Consider the following 17,544-nt stretch of genomic DNA (forward strand, 5'->3'; position numbering starts at 1 on the left):
ATTTAAACTTGATGTTTTACAACGAATAGAAAAAGAACATCTTTCATTAAAGCAAGCATGTATTCTATTTGATATTGGAAGTGGTGCTAGTATTATTAATTGGCAAAGAAGATATAAATCCTTAGGTTTGAAAGGTCTTAAAAATCAACCTAAAGGAAGACCTATCGGAATGAAATCCAAGTCTAGAAAAAATAAATCTATACCATTAACTAGAGAAGAAGAGCTTTTAAAAGAGAATAAATATTTAAAAGCAGAACTTGATTTGCTAAAAAAGTTACAAGCCTTAGCTCAAGCCAGAGAGAAAAAGCAATAGCCATAAAAGAGTTAAGGCATAAGTATGATTTGTCGGTATTGTTACATCATGCAAAGATGGCTAGAAGTAGTTTTTATTATCATTTACAGAAGAATAAAAAGCCTGATAAATACGAGTTTATAAAAAGGTTTATTACTCAAATCTATCATCAACACAAAGGTAGATATGGTTATAGAAGAATCACTTTAGTATTAAACAATAGAGGTATTATCATCAATCATAAAACAGTATTAAGGCTAATGAAGTCCATGGGGTTAAAATCTTTGATTAGAGTTAAAAAGTATCGTTCTTACAGAGGAGTTCAAGGTAAAATAGCTCCGAATATACTTAAACGGAATTTTAAGGCTTCTAAACCCAATCAAAAATGGGCTACAGATATTACAGAGTTTAAAGTTAAAGGTCAAAAACTTTATTTGTCTCCAATTATTGATTTATGTAGTAGAGAAATCATTAGTTATCAAATTTCTAGGAGTCCTAATTTTAAACAGATAACTCAAATGCTGGGGAAAGCTTTTAGAAGCCACACAGCAACTAATGTATTATTACATTCTGATCAAGGATGGCAATATCAAATGAAAAAATATCAGAATATCTTAAAAAAGAACAAGATGATTCTAAGTATGTCTAGAAAAGGGAATTGTTTAGATAATGCTATTATTGAAAACTTCTTTGGAACTTTAAAATCTGAGCTGTTTTATCTAAAACAATGGAACTCGATTGAGCAATTAGAAAAGGAAATTAATGAATATATTTGCTATTATAATAATGATAGAATATCATCATTTTTAAAGGGAATGAGCCCGATAAAATATCGAGCTCATATCAATAATTAAATTTTTAACCGTCCAACTTTTTGGGGGCTGTCCATAAAGCAGAGGTTTTTTAGTTTTGTATAATAGTTATTATGCCATTGAGTGATATACGTTTTGTACATCATCGTCATCTTCTAATTTTTCTAATAATTTTTCAACATCTGCTTGTTGTTCCTCTGTCAACTCAGTTGTAGTGGTTGGAATTCTTTCGAATCCAGAAGATAATATTTCGAATTCATTTTCTTCCAAATAAGATTGAATTGCTCCAAATTGTGTAAAAGGACCGTAGATTAAAATTCCGTCTTCATCTTTAAAAACTTCCTCCACTTCAAAGTCCATCAAATCAAGTTCTAATTCTTCTAAATCAATATCTTTTCCTTCTGCATTAATTCGGAAATTACAAGTATGATCAAACATAAAAACGACAGAACCAGAAGTTCCTAAGTTTCCATTACACTTATTAAATGCTGCACGAACATTGGCAACCGTTCTGTTATTGTTGTCTGTAGCTGTTTCTACTACTACAGCAATACCATGTGGAGCATATCCTTCAAATAAGGTTTCTTTGTAGTTGGCAGTATCTTTATCAGTTGCTTTTTTTATCGCTCTTTCTACATTATCTTTAGGCATGTTAGCTGCCTTAGCGTTTTGAATAACAGCACGAAGTCTAGCATTGGCATCAGGATTTGGTCCTCCTTCTTTCACCGCCATAACAATGTCTTTACCAATTCTTGTAAACGTTTTTGCCATTGCAGACCAACGTTTCATCTTTCTAGCTTTTCTAAATTCAAATGCTCTACCCATTTCTATATGTATTATTAAAGTGCCGTAAAATTATTATTTTTTCTATTCTGCTACAAGTGTTTTTATCAAACTTGAATGACACCTAAATTGAAAGATTTTTCAATAGGAGCGTGGTTGGCAGCTTCTATTCCCATGCAAATCCAAGTACGGGTTTCTAAAGGATCTATTACCGCATCTGTCCACAATCTTGCAGCTGCATAATAAGGTGACGTTTGTTTGTCGTATTTTTCTTCTATATTTTTTAAAATCTCAGCATGTCTTTCAGGAGTAATTTCTTCTCCTTTGCGTTGTAAAGTAGCTTCTTCTATTTGAGCCAATACTTTTGCTGCTTGAGCACCTCCCATAACCGCTAATCTTGCTGATGGCCAAGCAAAAATCAATCTAGGGTCAAAAGCTTTACCACACATGGCATAGTTTCCTGCTCCGTAAGAGTTTCCTATTACTACCGTAAATTTCGGAACGACAGAATTAGACACTGCATTTACCAATTTAGCACCATCTTTTATAATTCCACCATGTTCACTTTTACTACCTACCATAAAACCTGTAACATCTTGTAAAAAGACTAAAGGAATTTTCTTTTGATTGCAGTTGGCAATAAAACGAGTGGCTTTATCAGCAGAGTCAGAATAAATCACGCCACCAAACTGCATTTCACCTTTTTTGTTTTTGATAACTTTACGTTGATTGGCTACAATTCCTACAGCCCAACCTTCTATACGAGCATAACCACAAATAATGCTTTCTCCGTAACCATCTTTATAAGGTTCAAAATCAGAATTGTCTACCAAACGTTTGATGATTTCATTCATGTCATATTGATCAGAACGTAATTTTGGTAATATTCCGTAAATATCTTCAGGATTTTCTTTAGGTGGTAATGCTTCTTTTTTGCTGTATCCAGCTTGGTCAAAATCACCAATTTTATCCATGATGTTTTTAATGGTATCTAAACAATCTTTATCATCTTTAGATTTATAATCTGTAACTCCAGAAATTTCGCAATGTGTGGTTGCTCCTCCTAAAGTTTCGTTGTCAATACTTTCTCCAATAGCCGCTTTTACCAAGTAACTACCCGCTAAAAAAATACTTCCTGTTTTATCAACAATTAAAGCTTCATCGCTCATAATAGGCAAGTAGGCACCGCCGGCAACACAACTTCCCATGACAGCCGAAATTTGAGTAATTCCCATACTACTCATTTGGGCATTGTTTCTAAATATTCTACCAAAATGTTCTTTGTCAGGAAAAATCTCATCTTGCATAGGCAAATAAACCCCAGCACTATCTACTAAATAGATAATAGGAATTCTGTTTTCCATGGCAATTTCTTGCGCTCTTAAATTCTTTTTAGCTGTAATAGGAAACCAAGCACCTGCTTTTACAGTAGCATCATTAGCCACAACAATACATTGCTTTCCGCTAACATATCCTATTTTAACAATCACTCCACCAGAAGGACATCCTCCGTGTTCTTGATACATCTCATCGCCAACAAATGCACCAATTTCAATTGATTTTCTTTTTTTATCAAATAAGTAATCAATTCTTTCTCTTGCAGTCAGTTTTCCTTTTAGGTGTAACTTTTCTATTCTTTTTAAACCACCACCCACAGCAACTTTAGCAAATCTTGATCTTAAGTCTGATAAAGCTAATTTGTTATGGTCTTCGTTTTTATTAAAATTGATGTTCATTGTCTATTTTTTGCAGTGCCAAATGTACAAAAACGATCACATTTTTTAGGGTAACAGTTACTAAGATGTTTTTATTGTTATACAAAAATCTAACTTGTTTGTATTTGTCCTAAGCAAAAAGGTTGATAAGAAAGAATAAATGCATTTTAATCTTTCATCATGCAGTTCGTCAGAAAAGTATTTTACCAAAGAGACTAATAAAGTTCTTTTGTGGTATAAATAATTAAATTTACTGTGATGAAAAAAACATACTACGCTTTCTTGTTTCTATTAATAGCTTTTAAATCGTTTTCTCAAGAATCGAAAAAACTTCCCAAAGTACCATGGGAAGACATTGTTGAAATAAATGCAAATAAACTTTTATCCTTAAAAAAAATGGAATACTGATGTTAAAGTTCAATTAGAAGGAGATTATACAAAAACGGATTCTTTAGAGGTTGCGAAAATCTTAAAAGAATTAGATGTAATCACAGAAACTATAAATATTGAGTTTTCAAAAGATGAAGCACCTAATATGATTGTTACATTTTCAGCTCCAAAAAAATCAGAATTAAATATTGATTTAATAAATAATACTCTTTTTAATAATGGAGATGATGATGGTTTTTATGTTGATGAAACTAATCAGTATATAGTAAAATCGGAACTGTTTGTTAATAATGACAAAGAATCAGAGTATAATCGTTTATCAAAGCTAAAAATAGCAGAAGCATTAGTAAGGTTTAATAATAAAACGCCTATTAATTTTCCTGGTGCGTCTGATATTCATGTGCTTGGTGTGAAAAAAAATCCATTAGATACTTTAGAAATTTTTATAAAAGAAATATATAATTTAGATTTTGAAAAGAACCTTAAAATAGCTAACAAACAGTTTGATTATATAATAGATGATATTTACAAAGAAAGAGTAAAAAGAAGAGACCGTGATTTATGGTGGGTGCAAAATCCAGAAGCTGTCCTTGCCTTGCCAGCCTTGTTATTATTGTTGCTATTTTTATTTATTCTTAAAAAAATAGATATAGCATTAGAGTTTAAAATAAAAAATAGGAATTTTAAATTTATCATTGTAGCTACTATAAGTTTAATATTTATTAGTTTTTTGATAAGCTGTTGGGATTATTCTTATAAGTTTTTAGAATTTCCTGTAAAGTATCGTTCTAATCATTCTTTTCTAGAAACAATTTTTATGAAATTCGTAGATGTATCGGGTATGGGGTTATTGCTTCCAATCATTCTGTTTCTTCGATTCATAGAAAATAAAATCAAAAAAACCTCGCAAGGCCTATTTATAAAAACAGCTTTGATATTTTTATCTACAGGTATTTTACCTTTTATTGCTATATTTTTGATGATGTATTTTTCAGGAAATTTAAATTCTGATGCACAATACCTAAGGTTATCTGAGTTTTTTCTATACACCATGTCTATTGCTGTAATAAGGTCATTAATAAGCTTTTTTATTTTTAAAGAACGAAATTTAATTGTAGAAAATGAGATGAAGCTTTCTAACCTGAGAGAGTTAAAAACCAAAGCAGAATTAACATCTTTACAATCACAAATCAATCCACATTTTTTATACAATGCCTTAAACTCTATTGCAAGTTTGGCACATACCAATGCCGATAAAACAGAAAAAATGGCCTTGTCGTTATCAGATTTGTTTAAATATACCATCAACAGAAAAGATAAAAAAATAAGTACCGTAAATGATGAATTAGAAATGGTGCGTAGTTATTTAGAGATAGAGCAAACCCGTTTTGGCGATCGTTTAGAGTTTGTTATAAATGTTGAAGACGAGGTGTTACAAGAAGAAATTCCTATGTTTTTATTACAACCTTTGGTAGAAAACGCGGTAAAACACGGTGTGTCTAAAATTGAAGATAAAGGCGTTATAAAACTTAATATTATAAAAAAGGACAAAGGATTAGAAATTGAAGTGACAGACAATGGTCCAGATTTTCCTGAAGGTTTGGTGAGTGGTCATGGTTTGCAAACAGTATATGATTTATTGCGCTTGAGTTATGGAGACAAAGCAGCTTTAAAATGGCAAAACACACCACAAAAAAGCATTTGTATTTTAATTGATAAAACAGCTTAAAAATGAGTACAAAATACAGCACTATTATTATAGATGACGAGCCGCCAGCAAGAGATTGTTTGTTAAAATTATTAGGGAATTTTCCTGAAACTTTTGATGTTTTAGATACCGCTAAAAACGGAAGAGAAGCCAAACAAAAAATAGAAGATTTAAAACCTGATCTCATTTTTTTAGATATAGAAATGCCAGGGCTTACTGGTTTTGAGTTGTTAGAAGCATTGGAAACGATTCCTATTGTAATATTTTGCACGGCATATGACGAATATTCTCTAAAAGCCTTTGAAACCAATAGTATTGATTATTTAGTAAAACCTGTCCGTTTAGAGCGTTTAGAAAAAACAATTGAAAAGTTAAAATTACTCGATAGGCATTTTTCAACTCAAAATTTTTCTAGTTTTTTAAAACAAGTATCATTTCAAAAAGAAGCTAAAAAAATGACCTCTATTACGGTTAAAAAAGGGGATAAGCTTGTTTTTATAAAATTAGAAGATGTTTCAAATTTTGAGGCAGGAGACAAATATGTAAATGTACATACCAATAATGAAATCCATTTAAGCGAACAATCTTTAACCCAATTAGAACAAAAATTACCAGATAACTTTTTAAGTGTTCATCGTGCTGTAATTATTAATACAGATTTTGTTAACGATGTTCAAAAATATTTTAATAGCAGGTTTGTCATCACTTTAAATAATCCTAAAAAGAGTAGTCTTACCACTGGGAGAAGTTATTATCAGGCTATAAAAGAATGGATGAATATTTAATAAAATGACTTTATTTAAAAAAATGCAACTCATTACATCCATATTGCAGTTTAACCGAAACTCATTTTACCTAAACAGCTTTTAAACTTCTTTTGTGGTATAAATAATTAAATTTACTGTGATGAAAAAAGATGTTTTAAAAATTGTTTTGTTGGTTGTTATTTTTGCTACAACCAGTTTAATTATGACTCAAAAAGTCATAAAAAATCCACAAGACCCAAATTGGGAATATGTGAAAAACAGAGTTTTTGATGGTGAAACTTCAGTTTTTAGAAAATCAAAAGGGCCAATCTTATTTGAACTTCATGAAGCTACAAAATCTGATAGTTTAGTTGTTAAAGAAGTGATTACTGATTTAAAAAAACTATTACCTAATAAAAAAATTGCTTTTTTTAATACCTTCGTTGGCAAACCTCTTTCAAGTTTTTTAAATAGGGGTAAATTAAAAAATCCTTTAGATAGCATAAATGGTTATAAACTTAAAGACATCAAAGATTCTCATATTCTTTTAAGCTTTGAACCCAGTAGTTTATACAAGAACAAAGGCAATGACTTTATACAACTAGGTCAAGGCTATTCTATTCAGTCAAGACCATTTGAACGCATAGACAATAAAATAACACGTAATTTCCCTTTAACAATTGTTTCAATAGGTGATATCTTTTCTTTTGATCAAAAAAAGAATTACTTAATGATTGGAGTATTAAGAAACTTAGTTTTTCTTCAAAATGATTCAAATGTTGACGGTCATTCTGTATTTGCTTCAAAGGAAATAACAGGTTTAGATAACAGAATTTTAGACAGAGATATCTTCTTATTACAAAAATTATATAGTGATGATTTTTTTGAGCAGTTTAAAACTTATTTAACGAATACATATTCCTGGAGATATTACAGTCTTTTTTTAAACAAAAAACTAAACAAAATACAAGTTATATCTAGTCTTTGTATCATAGGAAGTTTAGTTTTTATTTTGCTCTTTAGTTATTTTGAAAAAAGAAAGTTTAAAAATTCCTTTTTAAACTACTTTTTACCAATATGCGCTACTTGTATCTATTTTATTCATTTTTTATTCCTTTATAATTATTTAACCTTTAATGGTTATTTTCAACAAATACATCAAATGATGGAATACGTCATACCATTAACTTTAATGGATATCATTTCTCGTATTTTATTTATCCCAAGTATTATTGCATTAGTGATTTCATTATCACTTTGGCTTATAGAAAAAAATTGGGTTCAAAAAATTAAAAACTTTAATTTTCAATTAATTAATAAAACATTTTTTACATTTTTATTTTTTAATACTCCAATATTTTTATTACCAAATATAATCAGTAATTTAGAATATGCAACCAGCTATATACCCGTTTTTATTTTTACAGGAGCAATATCTATTGGAAGAGGCCTTCTCATCTATCTCAACCACTTTTCAGATTCTTTAGTAAAAGAAAAAGATGTAGAATTAAGTAAATTAAAAGAAGCCAATACACAATCTGAATTAAAATTACTACAGTCGCATATCAATCCACATTTTTTATACAATGCCTTAAATTCTATTGCCGGTTTGGCACATAGTAACCCAGATAAAACAGAAAAAATGGCTTTGTCTTTGTCTAATTTGTTTAGATATTCTATCAATAAAAAAGGACAAAAAATGAGTACTGTTAAAGAAGAGGTCTTAATGGTGGAAAATTATTTAGAAATTGAAAAAATACGTTTTGGAGATCGTTTAAAATTTACTCTAAACATAGATGAAACTTTAGAAAATGAAGAAATCCCCATGTATATTTTACAGCCTTTGGTAGAAAATGCGATCAAACATGGTATTTCTGAAATTAGAGGAGAAGGATTAATTACGCTAGAGATTAAAAAAGAATTAGCAAATCTGCTAATAATAGTGAGTGATAACGGACCTAGTTTTCCAAATGGTTTGGTAAGCGGACATGGTTTGCAAACAGTTTATGATTTACTAAGATTAAGCTATGGAGATAAAGCTTCTTTAAAATGGGAAAACACACCGGTTAAACAAATTTCAATTTCAATTACAAAAGGTTAGTGATATGAATAAAATATATAAAACCATTATTATTGATGATGAGCCACCAGCTAGAGAACGTTTGCAGAAATTATTGGCAAATTTTCCCGATACCTTTCAAGTAATTGCGGTGGCAGAAGACGGCGTAGAAGGACAAGAGAAAATAGAGACATTAAATCCAGATCTTATTTTTTTAGATATAGAAATGCCAGAAGTATCAGGTTTTGACATGCTAAAACGGTTAAAAACAATTCCGATAGTTATTTTTTGTACGGCATATGATCAATATTCGTTAAAAGCTTTTGAAACCAATAGTATAGATTATTTGTTAAAACCAGTGGGTTTAGAACGTTTGCAACAATCAGTTGATAAATTAAAATTGTTTAGTGATAACAAAGCCTCTCAGAATATAATGCAAATGTTAACGGATTTGTCATCCAAAAAAGAAATCAAAAAGATGACTTCTTTAACAGTTAAAAAAGGAGACAAGCTTATTTTTCTAAAGTTAGAAGAGATTAGTCATTTTAGTGCAGATGAAAGATATGTTTCTGTTCATTCAAAAGAAGAAAACTATTTAATAGAAGACACTTTAACTCAGTTAGAAGAAAAATTACCAGATAATTTTTTACGGGTGCATAGGGCTGTCATTATCAATACAGAATACGTAAAAGAAATTCAGAAGTATTTTAACAGTAGGTTTACCATCACTCTAAACAATCTAAAAAAGAGTAGTATTACCACAGGTAGAAGTTATAATTCGGCAATTAAAACTTGGATAGGAGTCTAAGAAATTAAAAAGAAACATATCTACATAATAAAATTAATTTAGGTTTACCTGTGTATAAACGTAATTATTTGGAATAAACATATATAAAACAATAAATTGTAAATCAAAATATTCAACATCCAAAAAAAAACTATGAAAATGGAACAAAAAATTATTAAATCTTTCTACTTACTTTTCTTGCTTTTGACAACTCAGATATTTGCACAAAACGACAATAATTCTAAAATCGATTTACCAGAATTAGTTTTTGGAGAATGGACTACCGTTCTCGATAAAAATAGATTTACAGAATTTACCCTACACAAACATTTTATAGAAAGTTACTGGCAACCCTATTTGTATAATGATGATTTTAAAAAATCAGAGAATCTTTATTCGTTTACGGCTACAAATGATCATGATGATACCAAAGAGTTTAAAATTAAAGTAATTAGCAAAGACACCCTATCTGTTAACAGAGGAGAAGGGTTTAAAACTTTTTTTAGGCAAAAAACTCCAAGAAAATCTAGTTATACAACTTTAAAAGAATGCCCTGACTTCCTCAAGAAAACATGGTATACAACGGATGGAAATAATAAGCTTGAGTTTTCTTTAACAGATGATGAATTTATTTTTGATGGAAAAAAATATGAAGTTGAACAAGTAGTAAATTATTCAGGATCTAGACAATACAGGTTTTTAGTAAAAGATGAAATTGGTTATAAAATGTTTTATTTTAAGGATTGGTATGCAGATGGTTATTTGCAAATAGGTTATAACGGTAATTATGGCGATTTGTATAAATCTAATAAAGCATACCCTAATTCTAGAACAGAAAATGTAGCAGCATACTTGGCATCTATAGTACCGAAAGAAATACAAGGAAATTGGTTAAAAACAGATGGAAGTAACTTATGGTCACACACATTGTATTATAATTTTGCTGTATTAGATCAAGTTAAATGGAACTATAAATCTATTAAAAAGAAAGGCAATAAATACATTGTTATTTTAGAAAAAAATGGCACCGAAAAAGTAATGTATGTACAACCAAATACTAATAATACAGTTAGTTTTGGGTTTAATAAAAAACAACTTCAACCTTATAGTCTCGAAAAAACCAATAACCCAAATTTCAAGTTAAAAGAAAATACAAGTATTGTTTTAGATACTACCATTCTTAAAGTAGGTATAGCAACTTACACGGGCATTATAAAAAACTTTGATAAAGATAATACAGAAAGAACAGGCACAGTTGCTGTAAATAATATTTTTACTGGCGACCAAGATTCTTATATAATTGAAATAGAAGATGATGGTAGTTTTTCTGTAAGTTTTCCATGTTATCATTTAGAACAAGTATATGTTAAGTTTCCAAAAAGTTATTCGGCTGTATATGTAGCTCCTGGAAAAAAGACATGGCATTTCATAAATAGTTCTAAAAGAGGTGATGGTTTTTTTGCAGGAGATTTAAAACAGTTAAATACCGATGTTAATAGTTTATTTTTTATGGTGTTTGATGAAGATTATTATAACCTAACAAAAAACATAAAAGAGCTTACACTTAAAGATTATAAAACAGCTTGTTTTAACATACAAAAACAACAGATTCATAAATTAGATAGTATCTCGAAAACACGTTTTTTAAGCACAAAAGCATATCAAACAATGCATGATGAGTTAACATATAGAGGTTATGAAGAAGCACTTAGTTACGATATGTATAAAAGATCATCATCTAAAGACGGTGATGATATAGATGCAGAATATATAAGTTTTATTACCCCAAATATATTAAATAATAAAAAAGCTATAGAAACAAGTAGTTACAATTCTTTTATAAACCGTTTAAAATTTTTAAAACCGTTTCGAGAAGGTATAAGTGTAACACATCCTAATGTCGTTGAATTGGCAAAAATTTTGAATGAAGAAGGAGTAGAATTAACTATTGATGAACTCGCTTTAATAGAAAAGCATAAAACATATAATATAGAAAATGCCCAAGCCATTAAAAAGCAAAAGGAATTTAATGATACGCATAAAGATATTTTAAGAGACATTAGTAGAAAATTTGGAACCTTATATCAAAAAATGACAGATGAAGAGCGTAAAAAGTATTTTGGTGAAAACATGTCGTTAGATAATTTTACAGATTATATAAAGTCAAATAAATTAGATATTACTTTTACAGAAGCAGAAAAAGAATACCAAATAAAGGCACAAAACTTATTAACCAAGGAAGAAAAAGAAAATCTTAAATTATTTTATTCTGAAGAAACTAATAAGCAAAATCGTGCATTTTCAGAAAAGTACAAAAGCCATATCGATAAATTTGTTTCGAGTGAACTCAAGAGAAAAGGTATTGAAAAGATTCGCGAAAACCTAGAAGATACTTTTAGTACAGATGTTATTATTGCTCAAGAAATTCTAGGAACATTAAGTCGCAATTACACGCCGCTTTCAGACTCAGAAATACAAACTTCTAAAAAAGAAATTAAAAATAGTTTTATCGCCAATGTTTTAACTATTGAAAACGATAAACTAAAAACCAAAATAGAGGCGAATAATTCCAGAACAGGGTATGTAGTTAATACAACGTCAAACATAGAAGCCAATAGAATTTTTGAAGCTATCACCTCTAAGTATAAAGGTAAGGTAATATTTGTCGATTTTTGGGCAACTTGGTGTGGTCCTTGTAGATCTGGAATTAAAAGAATGAAACAACTTAAAGAAGATTATAAAGATAAAGACGTTGCGTTTGTGTATATAACAAGTCCATCATCTCCAAAAACTACTTATAACAATATGATTCCCAGTATTAAAGGAGAGCATTATAGGGTGTCAAAAGACGAATGGAATTATTTAGGAGATAAATTTAATATTTCTGGTATTCCTCATTACTTATTGGTGAATAAAAAAGGGGAGGTTGTAAAACAAAATACTAGTGATCTCCATAGCCCAGAAAGTATAAAATTACTTTTAGATAGCTATTTAGAAAAAGAATAAGACTTTACAATAAAATAAATACATTTATTATAAATGGCGGTATTGTAACTAAATTATTAGTTACAATACCGCTATTTATGTTTTATTAATTTATAAATAATTAAAATATTTCACATGGTTTTATTTACCATGGTAAATATTATTTGTACATTTGTAGTATAAAAACATATAAAATTTAGAAAGTAAAATGAAAAATGTAATAGTATTCGGAGCAAGTAATAGTAAAAACTCAATCAATCAACAATTAGCAGAGTATGCGGCAAGTAAACTAAGCGATGCTAAAATCACTACTATTGATTTGAACGATTACGAAATGCCTATATATAGTTTAGATAGAGAAGGAGCATCTGGAATTCCACAATTGGCTAAAGATTTTGATGCTATGATGGCTACCGCTGATGGATTTATAGTTTCTTTTGCAGAATATAACGGAGTTTACTCAACTGCTTTTAAAAATATTTTTGACTGGGTTTCTAGAGTTGATGGAAATGTTTGGAAAGATAAACCAGTAATCTTTATGGCTACATCTCCAGGAGAAAGAGGTGGAATTACGGTGTTAGAAATTGCAGCAGGTAGAATGCCATATCATGGAGCGATGGTAGTTGGTACTTTTTCATTAGCTTCTTTTGGAGATAATTTTAAAGATGGAGCTATTGTGAATGATGACTTAAATAAGGAATTAACCAAATTGGTTAATAAGTTTCATAAAGAATTATTAGAAGCCTAATATTATGACTGAATTTTCTAAAGAAGTAAACACTGTTTTTGATTCACAACACCTAAAGGCAGTTTTGAATTTAAAGTATACAGCTCAATTTTTTAGTGCTTTAGGAAATAAGGAATTAGAGCCTTATCAAATTTCTACTCCTCAATATAACATTCTTAGAATTTTAAGAGGAGCAAAAAAACCGATAACGATGAAAGTAGTTAAAGAAAGAATGATTGAAAAATCTCCTAACACTACTCGTTTAACAGATAAATTATTAGATAAGGGACTTATTGAAAGAGTGAGATGCGAAGAAGATAGAAGAGCTGTTTATGTTTCTATTACAGAAAAAGGATTACAACTTTTAGAGAAAGTATCTTTTAATAAAACCATGGAGCAAATACAACATTTAACAGAAGATGAGGCCATACAACTTTGTCAACTCTTAGATAAAATTAGAAATTAAGAATCTTTTTTCAACAATGTTGAATTTTAGTATATTAAGTTAAGTTTAGTTTGTAAAAAGCCAGTTGAAATTTCAACTGGCTTTTATTTTTGTTGACTTTTTTTATAGTCTCTAGGAGATTTACCCATGTATGATTTAAAAATTCTTGAAAAATATAATGGATCTTCAAACCCAATTTTATGACTAACTTCTTTAATACTTAGATCTGTATAACTTAAATATTCACAGGCTTTTTGAACCTTTTTTAAATTGAAAAACACCATTAAAGGATAACCTGTGGTAGCTTTAAATTTTGTGTGTAAATAAGATTTTGAATAGTTGAATTTCGTGGCAATTTCATCTAATGTAAAACTTTTGTTTAAATTATTTAATAGATACTTTTTTATAGATTCTATAATAGTGTCATTACTTATTTCTTCAATATTAGAATCATAGTCATGATAAATAAAGTTATTGATAAAGTTTAAACTAAGTAAGTTAGCATATTCTATTTGATGCTCTAGATGGTTGTTGTCAAATAGATGAAATATTTTATGAAACAATTCTATTTTTTCATTTGAAAAAGTAATATTTCTAGAGTTTTTAGTATTTTCATATCTTTTATAGAGTTCTGAAGCCAAAGATCCATTAAAGTGAAACCAGTAAATGCTCCATGGATCTTCTTTATTTGCTTTGTACTCATGCTTTGTGTTTTTAGGGATAATAAAAAATTGGTTTGGAGAAATTTCTGTTTTTACTTTGTTAATGTAGATTTCGCCTTTTCCCTTTGTACAATAAATAAATATATATTGACCTACTCCTCTTTTTCTTTGGCAGTGATGATAATTTGCCATGGGGTAATGTCCTATGTCACTAATATAAAAATGATGGGTAATAGCATTACTTTTAACAATATTTATAATTGCTTTTGGCAAAGTAAGCATTTTTTGTCCAAGAAATCCTTCTTTAAGTGTGATATCATCCATTTTTAGTTATTTGTGTAAATCGAAAAGATAATTATTTGTTGATAAAAATACAATATTATTATTGATGTGTTTTTTGATAAGTATTTTAATATGTTTTTTGTTGTTTATTGTGTGTTTTTTTTGCTTTATTATCTATTTGTTTGTAGAAAGTATTATTGTCCATGTTTATGGTTGTTATCTCTATTTTTTATATGACTTAGAGTTGTATTTTTAGGCTTTTAATAATAGTATAATGTTTAATTAAATAATATGAAATTTTTAAAACTAACAATAATTTTAATCGCCCTAAGCATAAGTTCATGTACTAATAAAGATGTTACAGAGATAGATTTGTCAGGTACTTGGCAATTTAAAATAGATTCGTTAAATCAAGGTGTAAGTCAAAAATGGTATATTCAAAAATTAACAGAAGAGGTTAATTTACCAGGGTCAATGACTGAGAATGATAAAGGGAATGATATTTCTTTAAATACTAAATGGACTGGGCAAATTGTTGATAGTGCTTGGTATTATAATGAGAAATATGCTAAATATAGAGATTCAAAAAATCTAAAAATTCCTTTTTGGCTACAGCCTAACAAACACTATGTTGGTGTAGCATGGTATCAAAAAGAATTTGAAGTTTCTAAAGATTGGCAAAGCAAGGCTGTTGAATTAACTCTTGAACGTCCTCATTGGGAAACAAAGGTTTGGATTGACGATCATTATATTGGGATGCAAAATAGTTTAGGGACTTCTCATAATTATAACTTAGGAGTTTTAGAACCGGGAACACACACACTTTCCATTAGAATAGATAATGCTATTCATAAAATTAATCCAGGAATTAATGCTCACAGTATTACAGATCATACCCAAACCAATTGGAATGGAATTGTTGGAGATATTAAATTAGAAGCAAAACCTATTATTGCGTTTCAACATGTTAAAATATTCCCAGATGTTACTAATAAAAAAGTAAAAGTTACAGGAAAAATTAAAAATACTACTGGAGAAAATCAGAGCGTAAAATTTGAAATAAAAGTAGTTGGAGTTGGTGAAAATAATCATCAATTAGAAACAATAGATCAAGAAATAGAGATTGATAGTGAAGGGGATTTTACTATGGATTATGCTATGGGAGATGATGTTTTGTTATGGGATGAATTCAATCCTAACTTATACAAAATGGAGTTAGCATTAAAATCTCAATATGGTACAGATTATAAGGGTATTAATTTTGGAATGCGTGAGTTTAAGGCAAAAGGAACTCAGTTTGTTATGAATGGAAAACCTATCTTTCTTAGAGGTACTTTAGAATGTGCAGTTTTTCCAATAACAGGATATCCATCAACTGATATTAATGATTGGAAGAGAATTTTAAACATTATTAAAGATCATGGATTGAATCATGTACGCTTTCATTCATGGTGTCCTCCAGAAGCTGCTTTCAATGCTGCTGATGAATTAGGGGTTTACATACAAGCAGAGGCATCTACTTGGCCTAATGGTAATTCATCTATAGGAAATGGAAATCCAGTTGACGAATGGTTATATAAAGAAACTCAAGATATACTAGATGCCTACGGAAATCACCCTTCTTTTGTTATGATGACTTCGGGTAATGAACCTCTTCGTGTAAATCATAAACCTTATTTAAGAAAATATGTAAATCACTTTAGAAAACAAGACAACCGAAGACTTTATACAGGAGCTGCTGATAGACCTTATTTAGATAATCTAGATTATTATAACAATTCATATGCTCGTATTCAAAGATGGGGAGAAGGATTAAATAGTATTATTAACAAATCTCCCCAAACAGATTTTGATTATAATTATTTTATAGATACCATTCCTATGCCTTATGTAAGTCATGAAATAGGGCAGTGGTGTGCATATCCTAATTATAAAGAAATGTCTAAATATACTGGAGTTTTAAAGCCAAAGAATTTTGAGATTTTTAAGGAAAGTTTAGAAAATAATCATTTAGGTTATTTGGCTGACAGCTTATTGCTTGCTTCTGGTAAATTGCAAGCCTTGTGTTATAAAGCAGATATTGAAGCTGCTTTAAGAACTAAAGGATTTGGAGGTTTTCAACTATTAGGATTGAGTGATTTTCCTGGGCAAGGAACAGCTTTGGTTGGTGTATTAGATGCTTTTTGGGAAGAAAAAGGATATATTTCTCCAGAAGAGTTTCGTAGATTTTGTAACGAAACAGTTCCTTTGGCTCGTTTAAAGAAACGAATTTTTCTCAATAATGAAAATTTTGAGGCAAGTGTTGAGGTGGCTCATTTTGGTAAAAATAAATTAGTACAAGCTTCCTCTACTTGGGAGTTGATAAATGTTAAAGGAGATGTTGTATTTAAAGGTGCTTTTGATAAAAAAGACATTCCATTAAACAATGGTATTCCTCTTGGTCATATTAAGAAGGATTTAACCTCTATTAAATCTCCAGAAAAATTAACACTTGTTGTTCATGTAAATAATTTTTCTAATAGTTGGGATGTTTGGGTATATCCTTCTGAAAAAGAAAAAATCAATGAGAAAGAGGTAAAGGTTGTCAATAAATTAGATACTAAAACTATTTCTTATTTAGAGAATGGAGGAAACGTTTTATTGAATTTAACCAAAGGAAGTATTAAGCCCGAAAAAGGAGGGAGTGTTGGAATTGGTTTTTCTAGTATATTTTGGAATACCGCATGGACTCTAGGAGAAAAACCACATACTTTAGGAGTTTTATGTAACCCTAATCATCCTGCTTTGGCTGAGTTTCCTACAGAATATCATTCAAACTGGCAATGGTGGGATGCTATGAGTCATTCCAATGCAATTATTTTAGATGAATTTACTCCAAATTTAAAACCGATTGTAAGGGTTGTAGATGATTGGTTTACGAATAGAAGTTTGGGACTTGTTTTTGAAGTTAAAATAGGAAAAGGTAAATTAATAGTTTCAGGTGTTGATTTAACAACAGATCTTAAAAACCGACCAGAAGCTCAACAATTATTGTACAGTCTTAAAAAGTATATGATTTCTGAGGACTTTAATCCTGCTGTAACATTGGAAATCAAATCAATTATAGATTTGTACAAATAATAAAATATTAACATCAAAGTAAAAAAATACA

The 17,544-nt window shown here is 29.4% G+C and carries 13 protein-coding genes; 10 read left to right on the plus strand and 3 right to left on the minus strand.

Going from position 1 to position 17,544, the window contains the following annotated elements; genetic code table 11:
- On the plus strand, positions 1-313 hold a 313-nt coding region (locus QVZ41_RS10280; RefSeq protein ID WP_302884492.1), incomplete at its 5' end, for a helix-turn-helix domain-containing protein.
- Positions 314-315: 2 nt separating this feature from the next.
- Positions 316-1,146 carry an IS3 family transposase gene (locus tag QVZ41_RS10285; RefSeq protein WP_302884725.1) on the plus strand — a complete coding sequence of 277 codons (831 nt, stop codon included), beginning with the start codon at positions 316-318 and terminating at the stop codon, positions 1,144-1,146.
- Between the two features lie 69 nt (positions 1,147-1,215).
- Here the strand turns inward: QVZ41_RS10285 and QVZ41_RS10290 are convergent, their stop codons facing one another.
- Positions 1,216-1,929, minus strand: a complete 714-nt coding sequence (locus tag QVZ41_RS10290; protein ID WP_302884493.1) for a YebC/PmpR family DNA-binding transcriptional regulator — start codon at positions 1,927-1,929, stop codon at positions 1,216-1,218.
- Between the two features lie 65 nt (positions 1,930-1,994).
- A complete protein-coding gene (locus tag QVZ41_RS10295; protein ID WP_302884494.1) occupies positions 1,995-3,623 on the minus strand; it encodes an acyl-CoA carboxylase subunit beta in 1,629 nt (542 codons plus the stop codon).
- 514 nt (positions 3,624-4,137) lie between these two features.
- Between QVZ41_RS10295 and QVZ41_RS10300 the strand changes: the two genes are divergently transcribed.
- The 7 genes from QVZ41_RS10300 to QVZ41_RS10330 all read left to right on the plus strand — a co-directional run bounded on the left by QVZ41_RS10300 (position 4,138) and on the right by QVZ41_RS10330 (position 13,470).
- A complete protein-coding gene (locus tag QVZ41_RS10300; RefSeq protein WP_302884495.1) occupies positions 4,138-5,721 on the plus strand; it encodes a sensor histidine kinase in 1,584 nt (527 codons plus the stop codon).
- A 2-nt stretch (positions 5,722-5,723) separates the two neighbouring features.
- On the plus strand, positions 5,724-6,485 hold the full coding sequence (locus QVZ41_RS10305) for a LytR/AlgR family response regulator transcription factor (protein WP_302884496.1): 762 nt from the start codon (positions 5,724-5,726) through the stop codon (positions 6,483-6,485).
- Between the two features lie 121 nt (positions 6,486-6,606).
- Positions 6,607-8,547 carry a sensor histidine kinase gene (locus QVZ41_RS10310; RefSeq protein WP_302884497.1) on the plus strand — a complete coding sequence of 647 codons (1,941 nt, stop codon included), beginning with the start codon at positions 6,607-6,609 and terminating at the stop codon, positions 8,545-8,547.
- Between the two features lie 4 nt (positions 8,548-8,551).
- On the plus strand, positions 8,552-9,313 hold the full coding sequence (locus QVZ41_RS10315; protein ID WP_302884498.1) for a LytR/AlgR family response regulator transcription factor: 762 nt from the start codon (positions 8,552-8,554) through the stop codon (positions 9,311-9,313).
- 138 nt (positions 9,314-9,451) lie between these two features.
- On the plus strand, positions 9,452-12,298 hold the full coding sequence (locus QVZ41_RS10320) for a redoxin family protein (protein WP_302884499.1): 2,847 nt from the start codon (positions 9,452-9,454) through the stop codon (positions 12,296-12,298).
- Positions 12,299-12,485: 187 nt separating this feature from the next.
- The gene (locus tag QVZ41_RS10325) at positions 12,486-13,025 is read left to right on the plus strand and encodes an NADPH-dependent FMN reductase (RefSeq protein WP_302884500.1); all 540 of its coding nucleotides are present in this window, start codon (positions 12,486-12,488) and stop codon (positions 13,023-13,025) included.
- Positions 13,026-13,029: 4 nt separating this feature from the next.
- The gene (locus QVZ41_RS10330) at positions 13,030-13,470 is read left to right on the plus strand and encodes a MarR family winged helix-turn-helix transcriptional regulator (RefSeq protein WP_302884501.1); all 441 of its coding nucleotides are present in this window, start codon (positions 13,030-13,032) and stop codon (positions 13,468-13,470) included.
- A gap of 83 nt (positions 13,471-13,553) precedes the next feature.
- On the opposite strand, the gene QVZ41_RS10335 is transcribed toward QVZ41_RS10330, so the two are convergent.
- The gene (locus QVZ41_RS10335; protein ID WP_302884502.1) at positions 13,554-14,435 is read right to left on the minus strand and encodes an AraC family transcriptional regulator; all 882 of its coding nucleotides are present in this window, start codon (positions 14,433-14,435) and stop codon (positions 13,554-13,556) included.
- A 249-nt stretch (positions 14,436-14,684) separates the two neighbouring features.
- Between QVZ41_RS10335 and QVZ41_RS10340 the strand changes: the two genes are divergently transcribed.
- Positions 14,685-17,513 (plus strand): glycoside hydrolase family 2 TIM barrel-domain containing protein, encoded by a 2,829-nt coding sequence (locus tag QVZ41_RS10340; RefSeq protein ID WP_302884503.1) that lies wholly within the window; start codon positions 14,685-14,687, stop codon positions 17,511-17,513.
- Positions 17,514-17,544 lie beyond the last annotated feature (31 nt).

The organism is Wenyingzhuangia gilva, assembly GCF_030519655.1.
GTDB classification, from domain to species: Bacteria; Bacteroidota; Bacteroidia; order Flavobacteriales; family Flavobacteriaceae; genus Wenyingzhuangia; species Wenyingzhuangia gilva.

Bases quoted from the DNA above. Each gene is read 5' to 3' on its own strand.
- QVZ41_RS10290 (WP_302884493.1), bottom strand. From the start codon at position 1,929: ATGGGTAGAGCATTTGAATTTAGAAAAGCTAGAAAGATGAAACGTTGG.
- QVZ41_RS10295 (WP_302884494.1), bottom strand. From the start codon at position 3,623: ATGAACATCAATTTTAATAAAAACGAAGACCATAACAAATTAGCTTTA.
- QVZ41_RS10300 (WP_302884495.1), top strand. From the start codon at position 4,138: ATGATTGTTACATTTTCAGCTCCAAAAAAATCAGAATTAAATATTGAT.
- QVZ41_RS10305 (WP_302884496.1), top strand. From the start codon at position 5,724: ATGAGTACAAAATACAGCACTATTATTATAGATGACGAGCCGCCAGCA.
- QVZ41_RS10310 (WP_302884497.1), top strand. From the start codon at position 6,607: ATGAAAAAAGATGTTTTAAAAATTGTTTTGTTGGTTGTTATTTTTGCT.
- QVZ41_RS10315 (WP_302884498.1), top strand. From the start codon at position 8,552: ATGAATAAAATATATAAAACCATTATTATTGATGATGAGCCACCAGCT.
- QVZ41_RS10320 (WP_302884499.1), top strand. From the start codon at position 9,452: ATGGAACAAAAAATTATTAAATCTTTCTACTTACTTTTCTTGCTTTTG.
- QVZ41_RS10325 (WP_302884500.1), top strand. From the start codon at position 12,486: ATGAAAAATGTAATAGTATTCGGAGCAAGTAATAGTAAAAACTCAATC.
- QVZ41_RS10330 (WP_302884501.1), top strand. From the start codon at position 13,030: ATGACTGAATTTTCTAAAGAAGTAAACACTGTTTTTGATTCACAACAC.
- QVZ41_RS10335 (WP_302884502.1), bottom strand. From the start codon at position 14,435: ATGGATGATATCACACTTAAAGAAGGATTTCTTGGACAAAAAATGCTT.
- QVZ41_RS10340 (WP_302884503.1), top strand. From the start codon at position 14,685: ATGAAATTTTTAAAACTAACAATAATTTTAATCGCCCTAAGCATAAGT.